Consider the following 16,902-nt stretch of genomic DNA (forward strand, 5'->3'; position numbering starts at 1 on the left):
GGATTCACCTTCGGGAAATCGCCCATGTCCTGTAGGAACATCGTGGACTTGACCACATTCTGAATCGTCAGACCAGCACCGGCAAGCACGGCCTTGATGTTGGCGATGACCTGGAGGGCCTGGCCTTCCACGTCCGTGGCTTCGATCTTGCCAGAGGCAGGGACGATCGGAATCTGGCCGGAGCAGAAAAGGAGATTGCCGGTACGGACGGCCTGGGAGTACGGGCCGACGGCGGCCGGGGCGTTGGGGGCGGAGATGATTTCCATGGTGAGGGATGTAGAGCGTCGAGGGGTTGGACTCAGCGCGGGCCTATTTACTAGCGCACCCGGCGAAGCTGGCAAACGTCCGTGTAAAATTGATTTCCCTGACCGAGCGGCAGGCCCAGCTCCTGGCAGAGGGCGTAGAGCTCGGCGGTGTTCACGTACTCAGGGAGCCCTTCCGGCGTTTCACGGAACTTGTTGCAGCCAAAGCACATCTCAAACACGGCCACCACCTTGCCTTGGGGGTTGTAGAAGACAAAGGCGTGATGCGGCTTGTAGCAGGGGGTGCGAGACTGCTTGCCTTGGGAAACGGTCAAGGCCCCCAGGAGGCGCCGCACCTGGTCCGGGCGCAGGGTCACACCGCGCGGGTCCATCACCCCGTTGTGCATGCGGCCGTTGACGAAGAAGGAGCGCTCTTCCTCCGCCGTGTAGTCATAGCAGTAGCCTCGCACCTCGGAGAAATTCGAGGGCGGCCAGGTCACCTGCGTCCCCACCGTCGGCACGGGAGGGGCGTTCACGCCGAAATACGTGCAGGAGGACAGGATAAGGGCGCAAAGCGCGGCGAATGACGCGAGCAAGGCACGGAGGGACTTCATGCGCCACGCCTACATTGGCCCGGGGTGCACGGCCAATGAAATTTCTTCCCGCGTGCCGCCGGGAGATCGTACTCGGAAAACACGTTTGCATCCCTCCGTTTCTGCTCTCCCTTTCCCGCCCTTCCTCCATGGCCTCCCTCAACTACGTCCGCTTCAAGCACGCCCGGTTCTCCGCCCGCTTCCCTGAGGGATTCCGCTACTCGCCCTCCCACTACTGGATGTCCCAGGTGGAGGGGGAAGAGGGACTGTGGCACGTGGGATTCACCAAGTTCGCCACGCGCATGCTGGGTGAACTCGTGGACAGCCAGTTTCCCTTGGAAATCGGCTCCCCCATCGAGCCCGGCCAGACCATCGGCAGCGTGGAGGGCTTCAAGGCCGCCAGCGATGTGTACTGTGTCATGGACGGCACCTTCGCCGGCACCAACCCCATTCTCCAGGCCGATGCCTGCATCGTGAAGAGCGATCCCTACGTGGACGGCTGGCTCTACGCCGCCCGCGGCGAACCCGAACCCGAGAGCCTGGACGTGCACGAGTACGTGGAGCTGCTGGGCAAGATCATCCAGAAGATGCAAGACGCGGGGTACCCGGATGACGCGGGCGAGGGCGGGGAGTCTTAGCAGCTTGAAATTCAGGGGGCTAAACAACTGGCATCGTAGTTTGCAGTGGGCAGCAGTCAGTGGCCAGTGCGTCAGATCCTCCCATATCCAGCGAATCGAGATTTTGCGTGTCAAAAGGGCTTCGCCTGACGTTGTCTCTTTTCAGACTAGCCCTGCCTTGCTATAGCCCACTGCCCACTGCCCACTGCCCACTGACGCCCGCAGCCCCAGCACTCCCAAACCACCCAGAACATGATCTTCACCCTCGGCTCCCGCATTCTCAGCACGGTAGATCCTCAGTGTCTGGCGAAGCTCGCGTGGAACTTTGGCTATAAAGGCGCACGGTCGGTGATGCTGTTTAAGAAGCGGATGAAGCAGGGCGTGTACTTCCCGCCGTTCCTGTACCTCTCGATCTTGAACTCCTGCAACCTGCGCTGCCAAGGGTGTTGGGTGGATGTGGAAGCGCCGCGCAATGCCATCGATCTGGACACGCTGAACCGGACGGTGAACAACGCCATGTCCCACGGGAACAGCTTCTTCGGCATCCTGGGCGGCGAGCCGTTCATGCATCCGGAGTTGCTCGACTTTCTCGCCCAGCATCCGGATGCGTATTTCCAGGTGTTCACGAATGGCCAGTTGATCACGGAGAAGACCGCCAGGGCGTTGCGCCAGATCGGCAACGCCACCCCGCTGGTCAGCATCGAAGGCACCAGCACCGTGAGCGATGAGCGCCGGGGCAACAAGGACGTGCTCAATCGCACCCTGCGTGGCCTGCGCCACTGCCTAGATCAGAAGCTCCTCACAGGGGTCGCCACCAGCCTGTGCCAGACCAATATCGACGACTTGCTGTCTGTCGAATGGCTGAAGAAGCTCATCGACATGGGGGTGCACTACACCTGGTTCCACACCTACCGCCCGGTCGGTCCCAAGATCAATGCAGACCTGGCTCTGACACCAGAGCAGATCACGCGGGCGAGGAAATTCATCGTGCAGCAGCGGGCCCGGCAGCCCATTGCCATTGTGGATGCCTACTATGATCACGCCGGCCAGGCCCTCTGCCCCATGGCCACCGGCATCAGCCACCACGTCGGCCCCAAGGGCGATATCGAGCCCTGCCCCATCATCCAGTTCGCCACGGAGAACATCAAAGACTCCCGCGGGGTCTATGAAACTTTTACCTCCTCTGGCTTCCTTAAGGATTTCCGCGAGATCGCCGCACAGCACACCCGCGGCTGCGTGGTGCTGGAACGCCCTGATCTGGTGAAGGAGATCGCCCTGAAACACGGTGCCCATGACACCACCATGCGCCAGACCGCGATGAAGGAACTGGACAGCATGACCCCACGCACCAGCCAGTGGGTGAAGGAAGAGGAAATCCCCGAGCAACACTGGATGTACTGGGTGGCCAAGCGCTTCTTCTATCAGGACTTCGGCGTGTATCACTCGCTGAAGAAGTGAGGGAGAGAGTCAGAGGTGGGTGACTGAGTCAAGCTAGGTGCTCAGGTCCACAGGCAGGGTTGGATTTCCGCTTTTAAGCGGTCAGGACGCACGACTCCTGACGTGGCAGACAAGAAAGCACCTCATGGGACTTTTGTAGCGTGAGCGGGGCTGGGAACCCCCGCGAGCACAGGAGCGGAGGGGACGAAGCCCAGGCGACTTGAGAATCACTTACGGCTTGTGCTGCACGCCGCCACCCGGGTAAGCTCACCAAATCATGCTCCGGTTCCCCCCACCGCTTGTCGGGACGCTTGCGATCATTCAGGCGAGCGTGGTTGTCGATTCCATCCTGGTGGTCCGCACCTTTCACAGGATATATGAGGTGCACATGGCGGGCGCGAGACTGCACTTCAATCGCCTTTCCGGCATGGTCGAGTGGATGCTCAGCTCGGGCCCTCTGCTGTTGCTGGTGCCATTGGTCTGGGGCCTCGCCGCCACTCTCTGGGCGGATACCGAAGGACGCGTGGCCATGATCACACCCCGTCAGTCAGTGATCGGCGTGGGACTCACGATGGCGCTTGGACTGTTCTGCGCGATGACAATACTATTATCGATGAAACTACTCGTGCGCGGGATCGGACCATGAGAAAAAACTGTTAGGCTCCGGCCAAACGATGAACCCCTCGCCCTTCCCAACAGATCGCCGTCAAACTCCAGCCAACCAGGTTGTCAGAATGTTGATGCTGGTCTCCTCAACGTTCGGCGCGGGAGTCTTTTGGATGCCCACCATGGCTGGCCTCATGCATTTCCCCACTGCCAGCTACCATTTCGCCGTGTTGCTTGGAAAATTCTGGTTTCCCGCTGCAGGAAGCTTGCTCATGATTGGCGCGATCTGGAGTGTGGCCCTGCTTGTCCGACGTGACAAACTCGGCTGGTATGGCCTGTCGCTGGGGCTGACCGTCGTGGGAGGCTTCTGGCAGTGGGGCATCACGACGAACGGCTCCTGAGGCGGCAAGCGTGAAGCGTTCATGAGACGTTTGCGGCGTGAGCGGGGCTGGGAACCCCCGCCTCCCTTATTCCGCAATCAAACTGCCAGGCCACTTGGCCGCAGAGTAAAGGAGGCGGGGTCTCCGGCCCCGCGAGATTGAAACCGACCAAGCTCACACTTGCAATCCCACTACTCCTTATTACAAACACCAGATGGATCTCGAACTCGCCACGATCTTCGCCGAACTCAAAATTGAAACCACAAAGGGCTCCACGAGTTTCGTCGCTCTGCTCCAAAGCAGGTATCCCAATTGGTCGGCATGGGAGCAATTTAGTGAGACGCTGCCATCTACTCAGGTAAAGATTGAACTTGGCGGTTGGAGCTACTGCTACCTTTGGCCCGAATCGTGGATCATTGAGGCGATCAACATGTCGAAATCGAACAAGAAGTTCCTCCCAGTGGGCTCACTTTTGGATGGAAGCAGGTTGGCCATCAATACCACCGCTGGCAAAGGCTTCCACGTCGGTGCCTTTGCATTTGAGAAAACTGTTCACCTGGAAGACGAGCATCAATTCCGTCCCTCCTACTTTCGCAAATTCCCTTTCTCCTATCCGGAGTACCTTCGTTACATTCTCACAGCCCCGATCGAAGGCACCTACTTTTGCGGCTAGCTTGACAGGCATGTCCAAAAGAGGCTGGAAGTCCGCTATTTGAGCGTTTAGGACTTCGCACTCCCGAGGCTGCACACTCAAGTCAGTATTCCGACGAGCGGTGGCAGCCGCATACCAGCACTGGAAGCAAAGCCCCTGCCTTCCGGGCCGTAGGTAGCCCTGCCCCCCATAAATCGCGAACAGCAGGGCAGCGATCCGTGTCCAAATTCCCGCCCGCTCAAGGTACATGGCATCCCACTTTCGCCAAAGCCCCCCAATCACCACCAGTCCTCCCATCCTCACTGACGCACCGGAATGGCCTCTTTCTGAAAGACTGCCCTCCAGTCTGCGTCTGCTTTGAATGGTGCTTGTGTGTCCAAGCCAGTCCCGTCATACTTCATAGTCTTCCAAATCAATGTCTGATTCTTCGCCATCACCCAAGCTCCTCTACTGCCGCTGCGCGTACGCCCAGGTCGTCCCGCAATCGGTCAAAGACGGCGTGCTGGCAAAGCTCTGCGACTCGGGAACCAGCTTCGAATCCGTGGCCGACCTCTGCGAAATGGCCGCCCACCGCGACGAGCGGCTGAAGGCTTTTGCCAACACCACCCCCATTCGCATTGCCGCCTGTTTCCCCCGTGTGGTCCGCGGCCTTTTCCGCCAGGCGGAGAGTCCTCTGCCTGAAGACGGCGTCGAGATCCTGAACATGCGCGTACAGTCCATCGACGAGGTCTCCGAGGGCATGCTGAAAGCCTGACCGTCCTCTCCCCGGAGTGTGAGGCTCCCGCCCGCCCGGCACCACTTACCTTTTTACCTCTTACCACTTACCGGCACATGATCACCCACACTGCCCGTCCTCTGCGAGTCGTCCTGTATGAAGGCACCGGTGCCATCGCCCTCTCTGCCCCGGCGCGCGCCCAGGTCTTGGCGGCCCTGCTGGACAAAGGATATGCCGTGACCCGGGCCACCGCCCAGGGCTCCACCGGTTTTCCGCATGATGACCGCTCCCTGCTGGTGTTGGGGCAATTTCAGAATCAACAGGCACCCGACCTGGAGGATGCCACAGGCAAGGTGACCATCGAGGCCCGGGACATCACCGGACTGGAGACCCTGGACATCGTCTCCCTCGTGGAGAAGGCCCGCGGCAACAAGCCGATGAACCAGCCTGGCACCTGGAAGCCCTGGTTCCCCGTCATCGACTACTCCCGGTGCACCAACTGCATGCAGTGCCTGAGCTTCTGCCTCTTCGACGTCTATGGCGTGAGCAAAGACGGCAAGATCCAGGTGCAGAACAACGACAACTGCAAGACCAACTGCCCCGCCTGCTCCCGAGTCTGCCCGGAAGTAGCGATCATGTTCCCCAAGCACCAGGCTGGCCCGATCAACGGCGAAGTCGTGAATGAGGAAGACCTCCGGCGGGAGAAGATGAAAGTGGACATCAGCAGCCTCCTGGGTGGCGACATCTACGCCCGCCTGAGGGACCGCAGTGAAGCGGCGAAGTCGCGCTTCTCCAAGGAGCGCAGCGCGGACAAGGCCCTGGAAGAGCGGAAGAAGTGCCTCACCAAAATGGCCCAGGATGGCTTCATCCCCGCCGAGGTGCTCGCCTCCCTGCCCTCCCCAGACGAAATCATGCGCAAGGCCGAGGAAGCCCAGGCCAGGGCCCAAGCCGCGCTCAGTGCGAATGGCACCCCGGCCTGATCCGACCTCGCCATGCCTTCGCCGGACATCCCCCGGTACGCCCCGGGGTTCCGCTTCTCGTGGACGGATGCGGTCGTGCTCGTCGTCGGGGCGGTCTTGATCACCTGGCTGGCCCGGTTCTCGAGTGAGCTCGCGGTGATGGCAGCATTTGTCATCGGGCACTTCTTTTTGTTCTGCAATGTCTTCCGCATTGGCCGGAAGCCAGAGCTGGTGTGGGCCGGGGCCTTCATTGCGCTGGCCGCTCTGTCGCTCGGGTTAGAGTGGCTAGAGCTGCGTGTGGCCTTGGGCCTGGCGCTGGGGCTGAGCATACTGCTCATCCTCAGGGAGACGCGCCTGCCCCGCTACCACGGCATCTTCTGGCAGCGCGTGAATCCCCGTCTGCCCGAGTGGTGGCGGGAGCAGAAGGGGCAGAGGTAGGGCAGCAGGACCAGCCGCATAGGCCAACGCATGCACGCCCCACAAGGAGCGGCGGTTTGCGCTTGCACAACCGCCGAGGGCAAGCGGAGCGGATCGATAGACAAACACCCCCGCGCTGTCGGAGGTCTCACCCTGCATTCTTGCTTGGAGACGCTGTTCCTCCGGTAACGACCGGCGGTTGTGCAAGCACAAACCGCCGCTCCTTGAAAACAACACGTCGCGCACGTGTTTGGGCGTCCAGGGTCCAGTGAAACTTCACGCCAACGGCGTGATACACAACAGCCCGGGGTCAGACCGCGAAGCGGTCGCCACCCCGGGTAGCGCACAGCACCGATGAACTCCAAGGGAGTTCAACAAACCGTACTGATCGCCCGGAAACTCCCTCCCTCTCGCCGCCCGACCCTTTGTGCCTTTGTGTGAGACACGTTCCTCACAGCACCGGGTTCATGTAACAACCTACACCCCACCCCCTTCGCCATCGAAAAATTGTCTCTTGCATTTCTCCGCCAGCATGGGACGATGGCTGCATGGTGAATGCCATCGCTCCATTCCCTCTTGTATCAAGTCCCGGCTCCTAAAGTGAGCCGGCGCGGCTCAACTGTTGCCGCAATCCCAGGACTCTGAGACACCATGGCCCTGCACCTTCCGGTGCCGTGAGCTAGTACGTGTGCCCGCGTCGCCTCTGCTGCGGCGGGTTTCTCTTTCTCTCTCCCGGGCTGATCACGCCCCGCTCCGGGGCCCCCATTTTCCACCGACCTTCCCTGCCACGATGCAGGCTGACGGCCGGACGCTCTCCCTGTGCTTGTTTCGAGTATCCCACCCCTCCTTTTACCCTGTTCTTGTTTATGTCATCGCTTTCACTGCCTGTTCTCCGCCAACCTCATGGGCTCACCTGGGTGGGCGTGGTGGAGAAGATGGACCGCCGGCTGAAAAGAGAAACCCTGCAGCTCCACCTGGAGCCGTTTCCGCAAAAGCTCCCCGGCCGGAGGTCTCCCTTTGTGGAAATCCACGCCGCGTGGCAGGCGCTGGCCCATGCGAGGCGAAACACCGCCACGCTGCGCGCGCTGCTCACGGTGCTGCGCCAGACCTACGGGCCGTCCGCACTGGCCAGTCGCCCGCTGCCTGCGCTGGACCATGCCCGGGACATCCGCCCGTGGCTCAACGACCCTGCGTGCGTCAGGAAACTACTGCTGGAGCTTGCCCCCTGGTGGGGCGAGGCCGTGGCCAGAGAGACTACGCCCCCGCCCGCGCCCACCGCAGCGCTGGTGTTGGATCCCCTGCTGCACTACCACGCGCATCTCACGGTGGATCTGGAGGCTTCCCGCCACGTCACGCTGTATGCACCGCTGCTGATGCTGGCCCTGCCTTCTGGCACCTCCGCACGCCAGAGCGCGGCCTTGCTGCAATGCCTGGCCCGCACGCCGCTGGACCTCACGAGCCGGCAGACGGCACTGCACCTGTGGGCCTGCCGTCATGGCGCGGGCTGGCAACGCGCAGCGCAACTGGCCCATCCCGTGCACACCAGCACAGATTTCCTTGAACTCGCCCGCGCCTCTGGCCTGCTCAGCCAGCCATGCCCGCCTGGCATGGACCACCTGCTGCAGTATCTGAAGCGTACCCACACCCCGGATTGGAGGCAGCCTCTGACGCTGCTCACCAAGGGACTGGAACCACGCACCGTCGTGGGCTGGCTGCGGCTGCGGGCGGCTGGCCTGCCCGTGCCCGCTCCCGATGGTAACCTGCCCTGCCAGCCGCATTATCGCCCCCTTAGGAAACTACTCCCGCGGGTGCTGATGGTCAGAACCATGAAGAAGAAGGCGGCACGGGACCAAATCATGCTCAGCGAACGGCTTTGGGAGGCGGCCAGACGCCTGGAGGGCTTTGGCGAGGTGCTGGAAAGCATCCGCCCCGGCTGGTGGCCCCAGCACCACTTGGCGCGACTCCTCATCAAGCTGGCCGATATCTGGCGCTGCCGACGCCAGCATCCGGATCTGATCAAGAAACGCTGGTCCCAGCTCAGGCCTGTCCTGCCTGGCCTGATCCGCACTCTGGAGCAGACGCCTTTGAAAATGCGACTGAAGGCGCTTGAGGTGTTCGCCAGTCTGCTGGTCAACGCCGGCATGCAACCCACGCGGGAGCTGGTCGAGGTCACGCCGACGCTGATCCGCACATTGACCGCCTCCTCATACAACTCCTCTGAGGTGGCAGAACCTCTGGGTTGCCTCTTCAGACGGCTTCCCCCTTCCCGTCTCCAGCAGGTGGCGGCGAATCAGCCACTCCTGGCGCATCTGGAAAAGGCCTCCCGCACCTGCTCCTACAAGTGGTGGGTGGTGGAGGGCTGCATGGCCCTGCAAGACGCGGACGCGAATGCCACCCTGTACCTGCCGCTGCTACAGCATTGCCCGGGCCGGTTTGTCACCTTCCTGCATGCGCTGGGCACCCTGCCAGAGCACGCCCGGAAGGAGGTCTGGCAGATGTTCCAGGAGCATCCGCTGGTTTCCTGCAACCCCGGTGGGCTGGACCTGGACCGCCTGATCCCGCTGCTGGATGCTACAGCGGAGGACGGGGAAAAGCCGGTGCCGGACAAGCTGCGAGCACACCATGCCGGGAGCATCACCCTGGCAGACCACGTGCTGGCTCACTACCGGTATGAGGCATGGGTGGAGACTGTGAAGATGCAAGCCCGGGTCCTGCTGGATCTGGCGGCTTGTTGCCAGCGCCGCAGTTTCCCAGCGGTGCGCAATGCGCCGACAGTGGATTTTCACTCTCTGCTGATGGCACGCAGCGTGATCACCCGACGTCGCACCCTGAACCGCACCCTCCGCATGGTGGCCGACCAGCCTGCCGCAACGCTCCACCATCATCCGGCCAATGCGCGTTGGCTGCATGCCTTGCCGCCAAAGGTGCGAGAGCACTGGCAGAGCGGGTTCGAGGTGGAACGTGCGCTGACGAAGGAAGGCACAGTGCGCCTGGCACTGGAGCACAACCTGCAGGAGAAGCTCAAGCTGGGCACCTACGCGAAGAGCTGTCTGGCCCCCGGAGGAGCCTGGGACAAGTCTGCGGTGGTCGTGGCATTGGACGCGAACAAACACGTGCTCTATGCCCGCAACGCGGAACACAAGGTGGTGGGGCGGCAGCTCATCGCCATCTCCAGCAACTTGCGGCTGGTGTGCTTTGAGGTTTATCCGGCCCGCTGTAGCGCGGAACTCAAGTCCCTGTTCACCACCTATGACCTGGCCCTGGCGCAGTATCTCGGCCTCCCGCTGCACCGGTCTGGAGAGTATGAGATCGAGCAACTGCACGGGCTGGACTGGTACGACGACGAGGCCATGCTGGAGTTTGTGTGAGCCCGCGGCGTGGGAGACTCAAGACGTGAAGACTCAAGACCTGAAGGCTGGCGCAGGGTTAGTCGTGCCTGCCGTTGTCTACTCCAGCAGACATGCGACTACGCGGGTAGCTCCCGCATCTCAGCGCCGGCCCTCACGGGGCGGGCGGACGAGCAGATCCCACAGGGTCGGGTTTTCATCTCGAACCCGATCGAACATGCCTGTTGCCGGCAGCACCACTCCCGCGATGGAGCCTGCCAGCATGCCGCCTACGAAGGGCCACCAAGGCAACCACGACACCTGCAGCAGCGCTACAAAAATGCAGATCCCCAGCCAGCCAAGGCCGGCCATCCACAGCGGCACGTGATGAACCCCCGCGCCACGGCGACCCAGAAAAAGTAGGGTCACTTCATTCAGCGGATACAGAGCCACCACGGCTGCCGCCACGCCATGCGCCGCGCCGACGGCTCCCGGCATCGCGGCCCCGGCCACCAGCAGTCCCATCACAGATCCCACGACACCGCTCGCCAGGAAGATGTGCAAGTACAACACGCCACCCACACTGCGACACAGCACATTCCCGAAGACCCACAGCAGCAACAGGGAATAAACAAAGTAGGCAACCTGCGCATGGTAAAAGAGGCTGGTCGCCAGACTGAAAGGACGATCCAGCGCCAAGGGCTCCATCTGGAAATCTCCACCGAGGAAAAAGACCAGGGCACACACGGCCATCACGGCCCAGTTTGTCCACGGGCGTCCAGAAGCCAGCGTCTCAATCTTGATGGGGGCGATCACCATAGATCCCCCAACAACGACGGTGAACCCTCATCTGTCCACCCCATCCAGAGGGCGGCGGCTGGATTCCGCGTTGTCCATGCCAACCGCCCTCCGGCTCTAGCTCATTATTCGTAGGCTCACTTGCAATTGGATGGAAAATTTCTCCAAAAAATAATGGAACATTCTTCACTGGCGTTCGGAGCACTCCTGGCGCAACTCAGGGCACTTTTGCAAGGGCTTGATAGTCAGGCCTGTCCGCTGATGTTTGGGGGAAGTGCCGCCTCAATACGCCACCGCGAAAAATAAGGAAGACCCCAGGCAACTGCGTGACATCGCCCTCGAATTTGCCGATCCGATGCCCCTTCAGAAAAGCTTGCAGGCCGCGCCACCAGACCTTCCACCCCAGCAACTGGGAGAATTTCCCACGTCTGAGCCCCAGGCCGCGATAGAGCCGTCGGGACGGATCAGAGACCGCCGGGAGATCTGACAGGCCGTACTGCGCGGTGAATGCGGCAAAGGCCGACGCTTCCCCCATGTGAATCAACGCGATCCGCGTGCCGGCGGATTCAATCACCCCACGCACCCGGGCCAGATCTGCCAAGGCTTCCCGGCAAAAGGTGCAGCCTGAATGACGCAGGAACACCAGGAGCAACGGGGTCTCTTGGGAAAGCTCCGCGAGAGACCGCCCCGTGGAAGTCGTAGCTTCCGTGAGCAAGGTCCTCTCATCCGGCAAAGGGACCTCCCCAGCTTCTCCTGACTGCCCCAGATGAACCTCCCAAGCGTGCTTCAACACCAGGGCAAACGGCACCCACCAGATGACGTCATTGGTCACACAGGTCAGCGCGAAGGCTGCCGGCAGCGATCCCTCCCACACGGCCTGCGCCATGCCGATCGGTCCGAACACCTTCCCCAGCAGACCAACCAGCACCACGGGCCAGTGGCGGGCGGGATCGGTGGCGGCGATGGCATAACCCACCCCATAAACACCAACGATCATGCCGATGCACTGCCACAGTTGCGGGTAATTGGGCTGCGCCATCCCCAACCAGTCAAAGACCGCGGCGGGGAAGAGCACTGCCCACGCGCCCCACAGGATGTTGTAAGCTCCTGCAACCAGCAACAGGGTCCGCATCCAGCGCGGGGCGACCGGTCCGGATGCGGGGGCTGCATTCATGGGAGCTTGGGTTCCGCCTGCCTTCTCCGATGGAAGGCAGGTTCTAGATCAAACAAAGGCACCCGTCACGCAGCGTGGCGGGTGCCATCAGGGTCACGCCATGGCCAGCGTCGGTCCCACTCCTGGCGCAGGGGCCAGGTGGGTCTCACGCAGCTCTCGCAGACGCTCATCCGCCTTTTGCAGATCTCCCAGCACCTCCAGCAGCGCTTCCCGCTGCTCAGGGTCCTGCGTGCGCGGCACCGCCTTCTCCAGGGCTACCACGGCGTTCCAGAGAGCCTCACCAGCGATGTGGAACATATAGGGGTCACGCACGGGGGCTCCCGGGGAGCGGTCAGGGTCGATGCTATCCAGCAGAAATTCTGCAAGGAAGTGAGGCTGGCTCACCTGGTAGATGCGGCTACCGAAACGGAACAGGTCACCAGCCAGCGGCTGGAACTGCGGGATGCCATGCAGGTTCCAATGCCGTGCCAGTTCCATGCCTTCATCCGCAGCGTCTGTCGCCTCAGTGATCCAGTCCTGGCCCGTGGGGGCTCCGGTGCCCTGAGGCGGATGATCCAGCAGATAGGCCAGCACGCGGCACTTCAGGTGCCTGCCCTTGATGCCCACCTCACCGCACATGGGTTCGGTCCGCTCACGGTCCGTCACCAGTTCCATCGCCACCCGGGCCGACTCCAGGGCTTGCAGGGGCACCGGAGGCTGGCAGGAGAGCAGGGAGTTCCCGTGGTTCATCAGCGCACAGGAGAGGATGCCCTCCTGCTCGGCCTCTTTGGCCTCGAAGTCACCCTGCAGGAGATTCACGGATTCTTCGAAGGACTTCACAGCCTCCGCCGCAGCCTCAGGATTGCCATGGCACTGCCAGGTGATGCCGCGGTTCATGAAAGCGATGGCCAGGCGCGAGCGCGTGCCGGCATGCTCTTCATAGGGCAGCTGCTTGAGATGCTCGATGGCCTCATCATAGCTGGCCACCGCCTCCTTGAGGGCGGCGGGATCACTCTGGCGGGTGAGCGCATCCCCGCGGTTCATCAGCGATGCCGTGAGCCCCCAGCGGAATGAAGGGTTCTCCAGCGGAAGTTGTTTCCTAAGTACCACCGCCTCATCGAAGCAGCGCACCGCCTCCTTCTGCGCCTCTGGAGACTCCTCCTCCATGTAGGTGCGGCCACGATTGGTCCAGAGGTTCGCCCGGTCATGGCGCTCCTCGTCATTGATGATGTCCGGCACCTTGGCCAGATGAGCCAGGGCCTCATCATAGGCCTTCACTGCTGCCGTTCGCCCGGAGGGGCTGCCAGACTCGCGTTGAGCGTGACCGTGAATGATCCATGCGGCCGCCAGTTGGCGGTGCCACATGTCTTCATCAGCCAACGGCTTCTGCTTCAGCAGGACGATGGCGCGATGAGAAAGCTCAGCCGCGCCTTTGAGCGCGTCAGGGGCACCGGTGCCCATCAGCTGCTGGGCCATCGCCAGCATGCGGGGGATCTCATGAGCCGGTCCATTGGCAGCGGCGGCTTCCGCCGTGGCGGGTGCGGCCTGGGAGGCGCTGGCGTCGGCAGCCGGCAGGCCCTCCGGTGAGGGCAGTGAAACTGGGGCCGGTAGAGAGGCGGCAGCGTCGGGAGACTTGTGCGAACTGGGGGAATCAGAAGACATGAAATGGGAATCGATAAGGAAGTGCGAACTGGTGGGAACGAAAGGCTCTAAAAGCGGGCTGACCCCGCCCGGATGGCCGGATACAGGGTCAACATACCTTTGTTCACCTTGGACGATAAAGCGTGTAAAATGCAAATTCTCCGATTACAATTCGGGACAATAAATGAGAGGAGATCTCAACAAAGCTCTTGCCGCGATATGCGATTGGGTCTCTATATCACGCCCCGCCGCGTGGACCCCAGATCGTGGCGCAGCCGCTTTCCCATTCCAGTCCGTGTCTTCGTACGCTCTCGAATCCGCTTCGCTCAGCCTCGCCCCTACCGGCAAACGCCTGACTCTGCTAGGGACGGCGCCTTTCACGTCCGGCATGCAGGCCCCCGGCTAAAAGCTCCCTGCCACGACGTTTTGAGTCCTTGGTAACTACGGCCCCATGATCATCGCTCCCCGTCAGAAAGACTCCCACCTCGCCTCCACCTGGGTGGCAGGGGTGGCCTTGGTGATGCTTGGCATCGGCGGTTACGGAGCCAGCCTGCCGCTCCTGCCCAAGACGGAGGACATGCCCATGATCATGGAGATGGGCGATGAGATCCCTTTGGAAGAATTTAACGCCCCTGCAGAGGCCGCCCCTGAAGCGCCTCCGGTGGAGCCCGAGGTGACCGAGGAGCCCATTGAAGAAATGGTGGAGGAGTTGGAGATTCCCCCGGTCCCCACCATCGAGGCCCCGCTGACGCCTCCGGAGATGTCGGAAATCCTGCCACTGGACTCCCCGCCACCGCCGCCCCCCACGCCTACGACGACTCCCCCCAAGCCAAAACCGCAGGTGGACCGTCCCAAGCCTCAACCCCGGCGCTCCACCACCCCGCCGTCCAATTCAGGCTCCGGTGGCTCAGGCAGTGCGGCTACGGGTAGCGGCTCCCCCACCCTCTTCCGCGGCGGTTCAGGGCGGTTCCCCCACCCCTCTTATCCTTACAATGCCCGCAAATCCGGTGCTCAGGGCACGGTGCGTCTCCTGGTCGTCGTGGAGATGAGCGGCATTCCCGGCTCCGTTTCCGTACAATCCTCCAGCGGCAACGGAGAGCTGGACAGCGCCGCCCAGGACCACGTGCGCCGCCGCTGGCGCTGGCCGGCCGGTGAGATCCGCCGCTACATCGTGCCCGTGCGCTTTGTCCTCCGCTGATTCCCCTCCCCCCTTCGCTCACCTCGTTTCCTTTCCCTCCCTGCACCCCATGCCCAACCCGCTCCTCGCCAACGCCCTCGTCGATCTCTTCCGCCATGGTGGCCCTATCATGTGGCCCATTGGCGTGGTCACCTTTGCCGCCATTGCCATCATCTTTGAGCGTTGCTGGTGGTGGCTGATGCATGCCAAGAACCGCAAGCCTCAGGACCTGGAGCGCGTGCTCATGTCCCTGGAGTCCGGTGACCTCGGCCATGCCCAGAAACTCTCCGCGAACTCTTCCGATGCGGTTTTGCGCGTGGTTCATGCGGGCCTGTCCCACCGTCACGCCAGCCTTCAGGGCGCTCTGCAGGCCGCTGCTGGCATCGAGATCCGCCAGGCGGGCCGCTTCCTCACCGCCATGGACACCATCATCACCCTCGCCCCTCTGCTCGGCCTGCTGGGCACCGTGACGGGCATCATGGGCAGCTTCAGCGCCGTCGGCGGTGCAGAGCTCGCGGTGGAAAAAGTCACCGGCGGTATCGGTGAGGCACTCATCGCCACAGCCTTCGGCCTCGGCATCGCCATCGCCACGCTCATCCCTTACAACTGGTTCCACTCCAAGGTGGCCGGACTGCAGCACGACATCGAGACCGCCGCGAACAACGTGGAAGTCTTCGTCGCCACCCACCGCGTGTCCGTTCACGTCTAAGCCGGGCTGGCCAAAGGCCCGCACAGGTCCCTGCCGCCCCCCTTCCCCAGACTTCCGTCTTTCGCGAAGCGATGAAAATCATCTCGCCCCTTGGTGCCAAAAAAGCCCGGCTCGAAATCGTGCCGCTCATCGACATCATGTTCTTCCTGCTCGCCAGCTTCATGATGGTGACCATGAGCATGACCAAGCAGCGCACGATCGACGTGAACCTGCCGGCCGCCGCCACCTCCCACAGCAACCTCAAGCCCGATGTGATCTCGCTGGCCGTGGATGCCCGGGGCCAGGTGTTCCTGGACAAGGACATGATTTCCCTGGAAGCACTGGACCAGATGCTCAAGGAACGCCTCAGCGCCAACAAGGAGCTGCCCGTGTACATCAGTGGGGATGCGGCCACGCCCCATGGCGCGATGATCGCGGTGCTCGACTACGTGAAACGTTGCGGCGTCACCAAGGTGGCCTTCAATGTGAAACCTGTGGACAAGCAGTAGCCTTCGAAAGCCCCGCCTCGCACCAGAATTCTGCATCTTCCATGCGCCCTATTTCCTCCACTATCCTCGTCACGCTCCTGGCGGCCCTCTGCGGGCTCTGCACCATTCAGTGGTATCGTGAGAGTGACCTCCGCAAGCTCGGGGTGGACCTGCGCAATGAGACCACCAAGCTCGCCGGCGCCAACCAGGAACTGGAGAACCGGGTGAAGGCCGCCGATGGTGAAATCCTCCGCCTCACCGCCTCCCTGGGAGAACTCCGGCAGACCTCCGTCTCCAAGCAGGAGCACGAAGAACAGACCGTGCTCAACACCCAGCTGCGCGAGATGGCCGAGAAACAAAACGCCGCCATCAAGCAGCAGAACGAGTCCATCGAGAAGCAAAACGCCCTCATTGAGCAGGCCAACGTGGCCATCAAGCAAGGCAACGAGACGATCAAGAAACTCACGGACGAGCGGGATTCGCTGAACAAGAAGCTCAACGAAACCGTGGCCAAGTACAACAAGCTGGTCGGCGAAGGTGCCAAACCCACCACCACGGCCGCAGCGCAGTAGCCGCCCCGGCCCCCTACCACAATCTCTTCACAAGCCGCCGCGCTCCATCTGGGGTGCGGCGGTTTTCTTTTCGGGCTTGGTGGAACCCTGCCGCGGGCCACACCCTGTAAATACTTGCCCCTTAAATTTGATCAGAAGATTATTCACAAATAGACGTATGGTTCCCCCCCTTTTCTGTCTCGCCCCCTTCGAGCGCCCTCTCATGTCCCCCAGCGTACTTTCTCTGATCATCGTCGGCTTTGCCTCTTGTACAGCACTCTTGCCAGCAGCCACCGTGATCTGGGATGGCGGTGACATTGACGACAACAACTGGAGTTCTGCTGACAACTGGGCCGGCAATGTCGCCCCAGCCAATCCCACGCTTCCCACGGCTCCTGACATCATCCAGTTCGCGGGGTCAACACGCACCACCCCTACGACCGACGTCGCCTGGAACGTGGA

18 protein-coding genes and 1 pseudogene are annotated in these 16,902 nt (G+C 62.1%); 14 read left to right on the forward strand and 5 right to left on the reverse strand.

The annotated features are described in order from the left end of the window. Positions 1-266 (reverse strand): Rid family detoxifying hydrolase (locus BV106_RS33870; RefSeq protein WP_038172501.1); only part of this gene is annotated, 266 nt, incomplete at its 3' end. A gap of 50 nt (positions 267-316) precedes the next feature. Further along, entirely contained in the window at positions 317-856 is a 540-nt protein-coding gene (locus BV106_RS33875) for a hypothetical protein (protein ID WP_038172503.1), read from the reverse strand. A gap of 128 nt (positions 857-984) precedes the next feature. On the opposite strand from BV106_RS33875, the gene BV106_RS33880 reads away from it, so the two are divergent. The 9 genes from BV106_RS33880 (at position 985) to BV106_RS33920 (ending at position 9,986) form a co-directional block, all read left to right on the forward strand. After that, positions 985-1,473: a glycine cleavage system protein H gene (locus BV106_RS33880; protein WP_051946913.1), complete on the forward strand. Its 489-nt coding sequence runs from the start codon at positions 985-987 to the stop codon at positions 1,471-1,473. 231 nt (positions 1,474-1,704) lie between these two features. Then, positions 1,705-2,910 carry a radical SAM protein gene (locus tag BV106_RS33885; protein ID WP_038172505.1) on the forward strand — a complete coding sequence of 402 codons (1,206 nt, stop codon included), beginning with the start codon at positions 1,705-1,707 and terminating at the stop codon, positions 2,908-2,910. A gap of 256 nt (positions 2,911-3,166) precedes the next feature. After that, entirely contained in the window at positions 3,167-3,535 is a 369-nt protein-coding gene (locus tag BV106_RS33890; RefSeq protein WP_038172508.1) for a hypothetical protein, read from the forward strand. 154 nt (positions 3,536-3,689) lie between these two features. Further along, positions 3,690-3,896, forward strand: a complete 207-nt coding sequence (locus tag BV106_RS33895) for a hypothetical protein (protein WP_265596358.1) — start codon at positions 3,690-3,692, stop codon at positions 3,894-3,896. 193 nt (positions 3,897-4,089) lie between these two features. Then, complete coding sequence (locus tag BV106_RS33900) at positions 4,090-4,548, forward strand: hypothetical protein (protein ID WP_038172512.1); 459 nt, start codon at positions 4,090-4,092, stop codon at positions 4,546-4,548. Positions 4,549-4,942: 394 nt separating this feature from the next. After that, positions 4,943-5,281, forward strand: a complete 339-nt coding sequence (locus tag BV106_RS33905; protein WP_038172514.1) for a hypothetical protein — start codon at positions 4,943-4,945, stop codon at positions 5,279-5,281. Positions 5,282-5,358: 77 nt separating this feature from the next. After that, the gene (locus BV106_RS33910; protein ID WP_038172516.1) at positions 5,359-6,222 is read left to right on the forward strand and encodes a ferredoxin family protein; all 864 of its coding nucleotides are present in this window, start codon (positions 5,359-5,361) and stop codon (positions 6,220-6,222) included. Positions 6,223-6,234: 12 nt separating this feature from the next. Then, a complete protein-coding gene (locus BV106_RS33915) occupies positions 6,235-6,639 on the forward strand; it encodes a hypothetical protein (RefSeq protein WP_038172518.1) in 405 nt (134 codons plus the stop codon). 845 nt (positions 6,640-7,484) lie between these two features. Further along, positions 7,485-9,986 (forward strand): hypothetical protein, encoded by a 2,502-nt coding sequence (locus tag BV106_RS33920; protein ID WP_038172521.1) that lies wholly within the window; start codon positions 7,485-7,487, stop codon positions 9,984-9,986. A gap of 120 nt (positions 9,987-10,106) precedes the next feature. On the opposite strand, the gene BV106_RS33925 is transcribed toward BV106_RS33920, so the two are convergent. The 3 genes from BV106_RS33925 to BV106_RS36715 form a co-directional block, all read right to left on the reverse strand. Beyond that, complete coding sequence (locus BV106_RS33925) at positions 10,107-10,763, reverse strand: rhomboid family intramembrane serine protease (protein ID WP_038172523.1); 657 nt, start codon at positions 10,761-10,763, stop codon at positions 10,107-10,109. Positions 10,764-10,959: 196 nt separating this feature from the next. Then, positions 10,960-11,916 carry a peroxiredoxin-like family protein gene (locus BV106_RS36915; RefSeq protein ID WP_063768051.1) on the reverse strand — a complete coding sequence of 319 codons (957 nt, stop codon included), beginning with the start codon at positions 11,914-11,916 and terminating at the stop codon, positions 10,960-10,962. Positions 11,917-12,009: 93 nt separating this feature from the next. After that, a complete protein-coding gene (locus BV106_RS36715) occupies positions 12,010-13,557 on the reverse strand; it encodes a hypothetical protein (protein ID WP_051946915.1) in 1,548 nt (515 codons plus the stop codon). Between the two features lie 430 nt (positions 13,558-13,987). Here BV106_RS36715 and BV106_RS36720 point away from each other — a divergent pair, with 430 nt between their 5' ends. From BV106_RS36720 to BV106_RS33970, 5 genes and pseudogenes are all read left to right on the forward strand, one after another. Next, on the forward strand, positions 13,988-14,734 hold the full coding sequence (locus BV106_RS36720) for a TonB family protein (RefSeq protein ID WP_051946917.1): 747 nt from the start codon (positions 13,988-13,990) through the stop codon (positions 14,732-14,734). 49 nt (positions 14,735-14,783) lie between these two features. Further along, positions 14,784-15,422, forward strand: coding sequence for a MotA/TolQ/ExbB proton channel family protein (locus tag BV106_RS33955; RefSeq protein WP_038172533.1), 639 nt, complete (start codon positions 14,784-14,786; stop codon positions 15,420-15,422). Between the two features lie 71 nt (positions 15,423-15,493). Continuing rightward, positions 15,494-15,910 carry a biopolymer transporter ExbD gene (locus BV106_RS33960; protein ID WP_038172535.1) on the forward strand — a complete coding sequence of 139 codons (417 nt, stop codon included), beginning with the start codon at positions 15,494-15,496 and terminating at the stop codon, positions 15,908-15,910. Positions 15,911-15,951: 41 nt separating this feature from the next. Then, entirely contained in the window at positions 15,952-16,461 is a 510-nt protein-coding gene (locus tag BV106_RS33965; RefSeq protein ID WP_038172541.1) for a hypothetical protein, read from the forward strand. A 202-nt stretch (positions 16,462-16,663) separates the two neighbouring features. Then, a pseudogene (locus BV106_RS33970) lies at positions 16,664-16,902 on the forward strand (hypothetical protein); the annotation flags it as partial.

Source organism: Verrucomicrobium sp. BvORR106 (assembly GCF_000739655.1).
Lineage (GTDB): Bacteria > Verrucomicrobiota > Verrucomicrobiia > Verrucomicrobiales > Verrucomicrobiaceae > Verrucomicrobium.

What these genes read in the sequence shown, in the direction of transcription:
- BV106_RS33875 (WP_038172503.1), bottom strand. Translation starts at nt 856, where the DNA reads ATGAAGTCCCTCCGTGCCTTGCTCGCGTCATTCGCCGCGCTTTGCGCC.
- BV106_RS33880 (WP_051946913.1), top strand. Translation starts at nt 985, where the DNA reads ATGGCCTCCCTCAACTACGTCCGCTTCAAGCACGCCCGGTTCTCCGCC.
- BV106_RS33885 (WP_038172505.1), top strand. Translation starts at nt 1,705, where the DNA reads ATGATCTTCACCCTCGGCTCCCGCATTCTCAGCACGGTAGATCCTCAG.
- BV106_RS33890 (WP_038172508.1), top strand. Translation starts at nt 3,167, where the DNA reads ATGCTCCGGTTCCCCCCACCGCTTGTCGGGACGCTTGCGATCATTCAG.
- BV106_RS33895 (WP_265596358.1), top strand. Translation starts at nt 3,690, where the DNA reads ATGCATTTCCCCACTGCCAGCTACCATTTCGCCGTGTTGCTTGGAAAA.
- BV106_RS33900 (WP_038172512.1), top strand. Translation starts at nt 4,090, where the DNA reads ATGGATCTCGAACTCGCCACGATCTTCGCCGAACTCAAAATTGAAACC.
- BV106_RS33905 (WP_038172514.1), top strand. Translation starts at nt 4,943, where the DNA reads ATGTCTGATTCTTCGCCATCACCCAAGCTCCTCTACTGCCGCTGCGCG.
- BV106_RS33910 (WP_038172516.1), top strand. Translation starts at nt 5,359, where the DNA reads ATGATCACCCACACTGCCCGTCCTCTGCGAGTCGTCCTGTATGAAGGC.
- BV106_RS33915 (WP_038172518.1), top strand. Translation starts at nt 6,235, where the DNA reads ATGCCTTCGCCGGACATCCCCCGGTACGCCCCGGGGTTCCGCTTCTCG.
- BV106_RS33920 (WP_038172521.1), top strand. Translation starts at nt 7,485, where the DNA reads ATGTCATCGCTTTCACTGCCTGTTCTCCGCCAACCTCATGGGCTCACC.
- BV106_RS33925 (WP_038172523.1), bottom strand. Translation starts at nt 10,763, where the DNA reads ATGGTGATCGCCCCCATCAAGATTGAGACGCTGGCTTCTGGACGCCCG.
- BV106_RS36915 (WP_063768051.1), bottom strand. Translation starts at nt 11,916, where the DNA reads ATGAATGCAGCCCCCGCATCCGGACCGGTCGCCCCGCGCTGGATGCGG.
- BV106_RS36715 (WP_051946915.1), bottom strand. Translation starts at nt 13,557, where the DNA reads ATGTCTTCTGATTCCCCCAGTTCGCACAAGTCTCCCGACGCTGCCGCC.
- BV106_RS36720 (WP_051946917.1), top strand. Translation starts at nt 13,988, where the DNA reads ATGATCATCGCTCCCCGTCAGAAAGACTCCCACCTCGCCTCCACCTGG.
- BV106_RS33955 (WP_038172533.1), top strand. Translation starts at nt 14,784, where the DNA reads ATGCCCAACCCGCTCCTCGCCAACGCCCTCGTCGATCTCTTCCGCCAT.
- BV106_RS33960 (WP_038172535.1), top strand. Translation starts at nt 15,494, where the DNA reads ATGAAAATCATCTCGCCCCTTGGTGCCAAAAAAGCCCGGCTCGAAATC.
- BV106_RS33965 (WP_038172541.1), top strand. Translation starts at nt 15,952, where the DNA reads ATGCGCCCTATTTCCTCCACTATCCTCGTCACGCTCCTGGCGGCCCTC.